Genomic DNA, 6,593 nt, shown 5'->3' on the forward strand with positions numbered 1-6,593 from the left:
TCATTACCGCCTTTGCTGGGTTCATGGATGGCTAAATCTGCGATCACGTCATAGCGATCAACTAAGGACCTGGCAAATTCTTTTGCCAAGTCCTTACGTTGATCAGCGTCTAATTCATCAGGTAGGGCAATGACCCATTCTCTAGCGGTTCGGGCATCTTTGCGGTTTTCGGTTTTTTCTGCCAAGTTCCAAAGCTCAGCACGGTCAATTTCAATATCTAAATTAGACAGAATTTCAGAATGGGCGACACCATCTTTTCTCGTAAAGTCATGGGTCAGTCCTGTGCGTTCATCTTCTAATTTTTCCCCTGCACGATATGCAGATGATGCAACCGCAGTTCGTCCCGAACTTCGGTTAACCGTTTTAGTGGAACAATGATAAATTGCCATGCAGTCACCTTGGGGTGCTTTTGCTTTTGGGGTTAAGGGGAATCCCCTTACGCTAATGGAGACTTGGATGAAATCCAAGTCGTAAGTGCGCATTTCATGAAAAAAACGATAGCATATTACCCGCTTGAATTTCAATTCATAGGGTCTTATGCTTGAGTGGTTTTCTATATTCCGAAATTAACCGTTATGACTAAATCTGCTGAAAATATTGAAAAGAAAATTGAAGCCCAGTTAGAGAAGCTGAAACAGTTAAAAGCACAGAAACAAGCTATCGAAGCAAGAGAACGTACCAAGCAAAAGGAACAGCAACGAAAAGATGATACTCGGCGTAAAATTCTGCTCAGTTCTTATTTGATTAAAAAAATGCAGAATGAAGCCAATAAAGAAAAAATATTGGCTGAACTCAACGAATATTTAACAGAAAATAGAGATCGACAGCTTTTTGATTTGCCCGATATTGAAGCCTAATTTTTCTTAGCTATTTGGTTTTTTTGTTCGGCTTGATACTCTGGAATGAGCGTATTTAAAACCTTTTGAATATTGTCCTTGTCCTCGATTTGTAAATTATCCCGATAGTAAATTAAGTTCTGTATTTTGCTTTCCATCTGTATTTTTTCGGTTGGTTCGGCATCTTTGGATATTCGGGATAATAGGAAGATATAACCGCATATATTTTCTCTCGCAATTTCATAATTTACGATGTCGAGGTATTCAACGGTCACATGTTTTAGATCGGTTGATAGGTTATTTAATTTAATCATGGCTGAAATCCTGATTTTTCTAATATTGGATAAAGCTCTCTGAATTTTTCAGGCTCTAAAAGCATATCAGCGATACGAATAGCAAATTGTTGGTAGCTTTCTGTACCTTGTGAATATTTCCCCATTTCAGGCATTTCTGACATTTTATTTGCAAATAAATGACGTTGTGGGTCGCTCAATTTTATGAAAAAATCGGGGCTATTGCGATTTTGCTTGGATATTATTTTTTTTGAGGTTTTATCTACTTTAGGCTTCAATGTGAATGAAAAACCAATAATCGTCCGCCCTTGCTTATGTTGTTTATATTTAATCGTATAGTCTGAATGTTGATTCACTTGTTCCACAGCAACATCTAATACTCGTAACTTAAAGTTAGAAATTATTTTATATTGCTTGGGTTCTACACCTAACTGTCCTCGTAACTGCTCTATTGGAATAAGCGGAATATGTCCTACATTTTTCCACTTCATTAATAACTCAAACAACCGAGTGGCGTAGGTACTAGTAAATTCTGTAGTCTGAGAAAGGTAGTAACTTGTAAAATATTCTTTTGAATTGGCAACTAATAAAACAACATCGCTGGTAAGTTGAAAATGTAATAAGCCTTCTGATTCGGTATAACCAATTTTTTGTACCCATCTCGATTTCATTGTTGTGGGTATATCACAATCTCTTAGTTTTTTTGGCGGTTTAAGCGTGTATTCTTTACCAAACTCTAAGCCATATAACGTATAAGAAAAATAGCGTAAGAATAAGCGTTCTGATGCTTCCTTTAATGCTCGGTAAGCAACTGAGCTATCTACCTTAAATTGTTCCGCATACTCCCCTGCATGTATTGTCAACACAGTATCACTTGTTATTTCTTGGTGCTGATTATTGGCTTTAACCAAAGCCAACCCTATTAAGCGTTGCTCTATAAGACTTAATGTATAACTTGCATCAATCAAAGCATTATTTTTAACGACTAAATCATTTGCCATTTTTTATACATACATTGTTTTTAGTTGTAATTATATTACATTGATTAAATATGTATAGCAATACTGCATAAACGTATAGATAAGACTGCATAAACGTATAGATAAGACTGCATAAACGTATAGATAAGACTGCATAAACGTATAGATATAGGCGCACAAACTATTGATATTTAATTAAAATAAGAGGTCTAAAATTATAAAATTATAAAATTATTAAAAAGAGGGGAAGTGCTTAAAACTGCCCTAGATACTCGCTAAAGCTCGTACTCTATTGAAGCTCGTTCCTCGCTTCGAGGGGCAGTTTTTGGTTAATTCTGTTTGTGAAATCTAAAAGCAAAAATGGATTCGCTTCGCTCATAGAGATTTTTTACTCGCTCACGCTCGATCATCAAGCAAAAGCTATACAGTCGCTTTGCTCGGTTAATCTCGTTTGGCTGCAAAAGGAGGCTTTGTAATCAGGAAAAAGACGGGGCGAAATTTTTATGTTGCTCAATCGCTCGTAGGCACTCGCTTGGTTATTACAGTTGGGAGCAAATAATTTTATTTAGCTGAACTAATTAAAAACGTGGAATATTGATCAAAGATTAGCCGTGGAACGTGAAAAAGCATAAAAAAGCCCGAACTGGGATGCTCGGGCTATAAAATTGAAACTATAGCGTTGAAATTTCACAAGAAATATAACACATTTCGTATAACGTGTATTATGTTGATTTTAGAAAAATTTAATAATCAAGTTAAGTAAATCACTGCCTAAAATAATATTTTAAATAAAAACACTAAAAAATATAATAAAAAAGGGTGCTAGTATTGTCAAAATAAAACCGCTAAAAATTGCTATTTGCACGTCCAATTGCGAACAATTATTTTTTATAAATGGAAGTGTAGAATCCATTGCTGTAGCTCCACAAATACCAATTATAGGATTAGGATAATTTCGTCCAAGAAGATATAGCAAACCTATTGCATAAAACTCTCTAATTAAATCAGTTAATAAGGCAAAAGTTCCATATTCAGCACCTAATGTTTTTCCTATGAGTGGACCTGAAAGAGAAAACCAGCCAAATCCGCTTCCTAAAACTAAAAGTTCAAAAAATGATTTATCTATAATGAATGTTGTTAAATATGCAGCAATGAATAGTGAAAAAATTGTAATTAGTGGTACTTGAAAATGATTAATGGTCAAAGCTTGAATTTTAATTGTTGATAAATCCACACCTACCAAAAATATCAAGATATAAAGAAGAATACTACTTACAGCCTCACTCTCCCAATTACTCGGCAATACAAGATACAAAACCATACCAATAATAACCATTGATATAGCAATCACACACTCTTTGATAGGTTTAAAAATTTCAGATATAGATTTCTTATTTTTACTTGTATTTTTTACTTTTTTAAAAAGTAAAATAAAAGTAATAAAAGTAATAATTGTTGAATAAATAAATGATCCGACAATTACTGTAGTTCCTAGTTCTTTATCAAAAAGAATACTACCAAATTGGAAACCTATTGAAATTAGAAGTAACCAGACTAAGAATGTTATATAACTTACTAAATTATCTCTAGTATTTGAATTTATTACTCGCCCAATTCCCCATCCAAGTATTAAAGATAAGAGAATAGGCAATAAAGAAAATATAAGGTTATTTATCATATTTTTTGTTTCGTTAAAGAGTAGTCAATTAAAATCATCCAACGCTCACCAAGTAAATCTACTTGATCATTATTAATTTTTTTAATTGGTGATACATAATGACATACCGAAGAATCGTGAACAGCAAAACTATCAGAAATATTTTTTAATGTGAATTGACTGTAAATATTTTCATTGTTTACATCATCTAGACGCTTATTTCTTTCATTTGGATGGGCTATATAATTTTCACCGCCTACAATATTATTGCTTCTATAAAGAAGATGAGCAAAGGTAAAAGGTTCTCCATCTTGATGGAAACAATCAGGAGAACTAATGCCTAAACTTTGGTCACAAGTTGAAGTTAATTTAACAAAGTGTATTCCAACATAAATTGGTAAATAATAGTCATTTAACCCAAATGTTAAGTTATAGTCTTCAATAATTATTGAATTCAAATATTTAGAGCTTTTAACATCGTCACTTAAAGCATTAAAATATCTGATAGAGCCATGCTCTGGATTATTATTACCTTGATCATATCCAGATAGTTCTCTTCCATCATCAGTTATTGTAGTCGGTAACCAAATTGGATTTTTTTGCTTTTCCCATGGAAGAATTAGAGCATTTCCATACCTTCTAAAGCGTTGAGTGTTTGATGGTGAAAAGGGATCTTTTTCTAACTCTCTAAATTCATTGAAAATAGTTAATTTTGAGTTAATGTCAACTTCTGAAGCCTTATATTTTATATAACCATTCTGTTGAAAGTCTTCTTGTAATTTTGAAACATCAACTTCTTGATTTAAATTAAATTGATGATTTTCGTTTGGATATTCTTTTCTTAAATTTTGATTCAGCATAGGAAACCTTACTATATAACTTAATATTGTAATACTGCCCAAAAAATATTTAATTTTTATGAAAAAGTAAATTATTTATAATTAATAATCATACTCTTAGGTTTAATAAGTGGTAAATTTTTGTGAATTCTCAATGAAATACCCTCCCATTTAACATAATGGCTGTTATACAAAATTCAGATATTGGAACTAATTCTTACAATAATTTGAGTGATTTTTTAGACTATTAGCGTACATTAGGTTTACGATAGTACATGTTTTGTAAAACATAGGTGATGATATGGCGACAACAAATTTTAATCTGCGACTTGAGCAAGATTTGCGTGATCGGGCATTTCCAGTGTTTGAGCGTTATGGACTGAGCGCATCACAAGCCTTTAAATTGTTTTTAACACAAGTTGCTGAGACCAATAAAATTCCCTTGTCTTTTGATTATGCAGAGACAGAGAATGTGCCGAATAGTGTCACAAGAAAAGCATTGACTGAAGCAAAAAATAGAACTGATTTTTCAGATGCTTATGAAACACCTGAAGAATTTATGAAAGCGATGCAAGAATTAGCCAATGCGTAAGATATTAGCTGAAAGCCAATTTAAGAGAGATATTAAAAAGCAATTTTTAGAGCTAATTACACCTGCATGGGCAGAAGTTCTACATTGCCTTTGTAGCGATATAGTTTTGCCTGAAAAATATTGTGATCATGGTCTTACTGGTGAGTGGGAAGGCTTTAGGGACTGCCACATTAAACCTGATTTAGTATTGATCTATGCCAAGCAAGAAGATTATTTGCAATTGGTACGAATTGGTAGCCACTCGGAATTGTTTGGAAAGCGCAGAAATAAATAGTGAAAAATTTATGTGCTTAGGCATTTCATCTATCTTGGCTCGATGCTTTGAAATATGGCTTTAGCCATGTTTCAAAGTCGGGCAACTTTGCGCTTGCTGTAATCTGATCAGTAATGAGAAAAACCAAGCAAAGTACCGATCATCTAGTATTTTTTAGGGTCAATGCGACACCAATCATAAGTTTTATTTTTGACGTTATTTGGCTCAAATGAATAGCATTTCTTAGTCATAATTCTGACTAGCGTTTCGCCATCACTTTCTCGAATTTGTAGCGGATATTTTTTAAGTACAGCCATATCAGCTCTACGTTCATCAATTTCATCTTTGCTTGGCACGTATAAGAATATTGCCAAAATGAATACCATCACTAAGGCGACAAATGCACTAGCAAAAATGATGATAAATTTTGAGTTCAGTCTGTTTGTGGCTTCGTTTAATGCCTGAATACTGTTATTCAATGCGCCTGTATGCTTCTTATTTGCGATTTCTAGCGACTTTTCAGCCTTATTGAGTACTCCGCTAGCTACTTCATTGTAGAACGTCTCTAATCGCTTGTTATCATCTGCTATGGCTTCTCTGTATTCCTTCATAGATGCCAATAAAATATAGAGTTGGTCGTCTAAATCATTTTGGTTACTCATCGTGACCATCCATCATTATCTAAATTTCGTGATGCCTTACGATTTGCTTGCTCGGCTCGTTGTTTGTCTAGTTCTTGTTGTCGCTTCATTTCCGCTTGGCGTTCCAGTTCTAGGCGTTTGTTTTCTTGGTTTTTCTGCCATTGCTCAAAACCTTGATCGACACGGTTTAAACCACGCTGTAAAACGCTCTCTTTCTGCTGTTTCTGTTGCTCAAGTTGTTGGGTGTTCTGCTGTTTCACATTGTCATTGAAACGGCTGATTTCAGTGTCTATGCCTTGTCTGCGTAATTGGGTGACTTTGCTGCCTTCGTGGATGGTTGCTTGTAGTCCATTATTTTGATCGGCATAGCTGCGGTGGTCTATTTTTTCTCGGTAGCCTGCACGTTCCAATGCCTTGTTGGCTAAGTCTGCCCATGTTTCTCGAATTTGCTTAATATCTTCTTGGGTTGTACCCATACCAAGGCTTTTTCGTTTGGCGTTGC

The 6,593-nt window shown here is 34.2% G+C and carries 10 protein-coding genes; 3 read left to right on the forward strand and 7 right to left on the reverse strand.

What is annotated here, in order from left to right; genetic code table 11:
• Nucleotides 1-389, reverse strand: a 389-nt coding sequence (locus FOC32_RS00050; RefSeq protein ID WP_175965966.1) for a MobA/MobL family protein, incomplete at its 3' end; no start/stop codon positions are given.
• 186 nt (nt 390-575) lie between these two features.
• On the opposite strand from FOC32_RS00050, the gene FOC32_RS00055 reads away from it, so the two are divergent.
• Complete coding sequence (locus tag FOC32_RS00055; RefSeq protein WP_086045000.1) at nt 576-857, forward strand: mobilization protein; 282 nt, start codon at nt 576-578, stop codon at nt 855-857.
• Here the strand turns inward: FOC32_RS00055 and FOC32_RS00060 are convergent.
• The 4 genes from FOC32_RS00060 to FOC32_RS00075 all read right to left on the reverse strand — a co-directional run bounded on the left by FOC32_RS00060 (nt 854) and on the right by FOC32_RS00075 (nt 4,626).
• Nucleotides 854-1,150, reverse strand: a complete 297-nt coding sequence (locus FOC32_RS00060) for a hypothetical protein (RefSeq protein WP_004282260.1) — start codon at nt 1,148-1,150, stop codon at nt 854-856. The genes FOC32_RS00055 and FOC32_RS00060 overlap by 4 nt on opposite strands.
• Nucleotides 1,147-2,130, reverse strand: a complete 984-nt coding sequence (gene repM, locus FOC32_RS00065; protein ID WP_004282261.1) for a replication initiation protein RepM — start codon at nt 2,128-2,130, stop codon at nt 1,147-1,149. Before repM ends, FOC32_RS00060 begins: the two co-directional genes overlap by 4 nt.
• Nucleotides 2,131-2,893: 763 nt before the next feature.
• Nucleotides 2,894-3,787: a lysine exporter LysO family protein gene (locus FOC32_RS00070; RefSeq protein ID WP_004282254.1), complete on the reverse strand. Its 894-nt coding sequence runs from the start codon at nt 3,785-3,787 to the stop codon at nt 2,894-2,896.
• Nucleotides 3,784-4,626, reverse strand: coding sequence for a 2OG-Fe dioxygenase family protein (locus tag FOC32_RS00075; RefSeq protein WP_004282255.1), 843 nt, complete (start codon nt 4,624-4,626; stop codon nt 3,784-3,786). Before FOC32_RS00075 ends, FOC32_RS00070 begins: the two co-directional genes overlap by 4 nt.
• 280 nt (nt 4,627-4,906) lie before the next feature.
• Between FOC32_RS00075 and FOC32_RS00080 the strand changes: the two genes are divergently transcribed.
• Together FOC32_RS00080 and FOC32_RS00085 are read left to right on the forward strand one after the other, a co-directional pair.
• Nucleotides 4,907-5,197, forward strand: a complete 291-nt coding sequence (locus tag FOC32_RS00080; RefSeq protein ID WP_004282256.1) for a type II toxin-antitoxin system RelB/DinJ family antitoxin — start codon at nt 4,907-4,909, stop codon at nt 5,195-5,197.
• Nucleotides 5,190-5,471, forward strand: a complete 282-nt coding sequence (locus FOC32_RS00085; RefSeq protein WP_004282257.1) for a type II toxin-antitoxin system YafQ family toxin — start codon at nt 5,190-5,192, stop codon at nt 5,469-5,471. Before FOC32_RS00080 ends, FOC32_RS00085 begins: the two co-directional genes overlap by 8 nt.
• A gap of 143 nt (nt 5,472-5,614) precedes the next feature.
• Here the strand turns inward: FOC32_RS00085 and FOC32_RS00090 are convergent, their stop codons facing one another.
• Together FOC32_RS00090 and FOC32_RS00095 are read right to left on the reverse strand one after the other, a co-directional pair.
• Nucleotides 5,615-6,112, reverse strand: coding sequence for a hypothetical protein (locus FOC32_RS00090; RefSeq protein WP_004282258.1), 498 nt, complete (start codon nt 6,110-6,112; stop codon nt 5,615-5,617).
• Nucleotides 6,109-6,593, reverse strand: a 485-nt coding sequence (locus FOC32_RS00095; protein ID WP_175965968.1) for a MobA/MobL family protein, incomplete at its 5' end; no start/stop codon positions are given. The genes FOC32_RS00090 and FOC32_RS00095, both read right to left, overlap by 4 nt.

The organism is Acinetobacter sp. FDAARGOS_724 (assembly GCF_013364475.1).
In the GTDB taxonomy this organism is placed as follows: domain Bacteria; phylum Pseudomonadota; class Gammaproteobacteria; order Pseudomonadales; family Moraxellaceae; genus Acinetobacter; species Acinetobacter variabilis.

Excerpts from the sequence above, each read along its gene's own strand:
- FOC32_RS00085 (WP_004282257.1), top strand. The coding sequence starts at position 5,190 with ATGCGTAAGATATTAGCTGAAAGCCAATTTAAGAGAGATATTAAAAAG.
- FOC32_RS00060 (WP_004282260.1), bottom strand. The coding sequence starts at position 1,150 with ATGATTAAATTAAATAACCTATCAACCGATCTAAAACATGTGACCGTT.
- FOC32_RS00075 (WP_004282255.1), bottom strand. The coding sequence starts at position 4,626 with ATGCTGAATCAAAATTTAAGAAAAGAATATCCAAACGAAAATCATCAA.
- FOC32_RS00070 (WP_004282254.1), bottom strand. The coding sequence starts at position 3,787 with ATGATAAATAACCTTATATTTTCTTTATTGCCTATTCTCTTATCTTTA.
- FOC32_RS00090 (WP_004282258.1), bottom strand. The coding sequence starts at position 6,112 with ATGAGTAACCAAAATGATTTAGACGACCAACTCTATATTTTATTGGCA.
- FOC32_RS00055 (WP_086045000.1), top strand. The coding sequence starts at position 576 with ATGACTAAATCTGCTGAAAATATTGAAAAGAAAATTGAAGCCCAGTTA.
- FOC32_RS00080 (WP_004282256.1), top strand. The coding sequence starts at position 4,907 with ATGGCGACAACAAATTTTAATCTGCGACTTGAGCAAGATTTGCGTGAT.
- repM (WP_004282261.1), bottom strand. The coding sequence starts at position 2,130 with ATGGCAAATGATTTAGTCGTTAAAAATAATGCTTTGATTGATGCAAGT.